This is a genomic window from Vibrio sp. 1078-1, assembly GCF_033340475.1.
In genome coordinates this window covers 1-903 of sequence record NZ_JAWOWM010000147.1, presented here as the reverse complement: position 1 = coordinate 903, position 903 = coordinate 1, and the positions used below count along the sequence as shown (strand labels likewise).

Here is a 903-nt window from a genome sequence, read left to right as displayed (position 1 = left end):
CGTTACCCCAGCCTTCGGTGCCCACTTCATCGCTACAAGCGGTTAAAGCAGACACAGCTAACATCAGCATGACTAGTTTTTTCATAAATTCAGGTTCCAGTTGCAAACAATTAAATACCCATCACTTCGACAAGCGTTGTTTATCAAAGTGACTTTTGTATCAACTATAACGAAATTATCAGTCTACGTGTTAAGACACCGAAAATTTATTGAGCGACGCTGTGATAATCACACCATATCTGGTCTTACAGACGACGCGCTTTAGTTAACGCGTTCACCTTCGCCGATCCAGTGCCAAAACAGGCCAAACGCAGCTCTAACGCCATTTGTTCAAAATGATCGACCACCAACTGCGTGCTGATGGTCGCGGCTTTCAATACTGCACCAGCTTGACCTACGAGGTTCGCGCCTAAATGAATCGCTTTCGCCGCCTCAAGTCCATTGTGGATACCACCAGAGGCGATCAAAGGCAATTTAGGATGCTGCGCACGTATTTGAGCCAAGCACGTTGCCGTCGGGATACCCCAATCACGAAAAAGCTCTGCTGCGCGCTGCATGTGAGGGTTGTCTTGGCAATACCCTTCAACCGCACTCCAACTTGTGCCACCAGCGCCCGCGACGTCAATTGCGTCCACGCCAACATCAACCAGTCGCTGCGCCACGTCACCGCTAATACCAAAACCCACTTCTTTGATGATGATAGGAACGTTAACGCGCGGCTTTAGTTGCTCAATAGCGTGCAATACACCAATCCAATTGTGATCGCCGTTTTTCTGAAACGCTTCTTGCATCGGATTAACGTGCACAAACAAGGCATCGGCTTGAATCGCCTCAACCGCACGTTGCGCGTTATCCAATTTGCCTTTGTCACGCAGTTGAGCAGCTCCTAAGTTTGAGTACAGC

1 protein-coding gene and 1 pseudogene are annotated in these 903 nt (G+C 48.8%); both read right to left on the bottom strand.

Annotation, left to right across the window (positions count from 1 at the left end; all coding sequences use genetic code 11):
* Positions 1 to 85: pseudogene (locus R7190_RS26220) on the bottom strand (DUF3012 domain-containing protein); the annotation flags it as partial.
* A 160-nt stretch (positions 86 to 245) separates the two neighbouring features.
* A partial coding sequence (locus tag R7190_RS26215) for an alpha-hydroxy-acid oxidizing protein (protein WP_318137720.1) occupies positions 246 to 903 on the bottom strand: 658 nt, incomplete at its 5' end.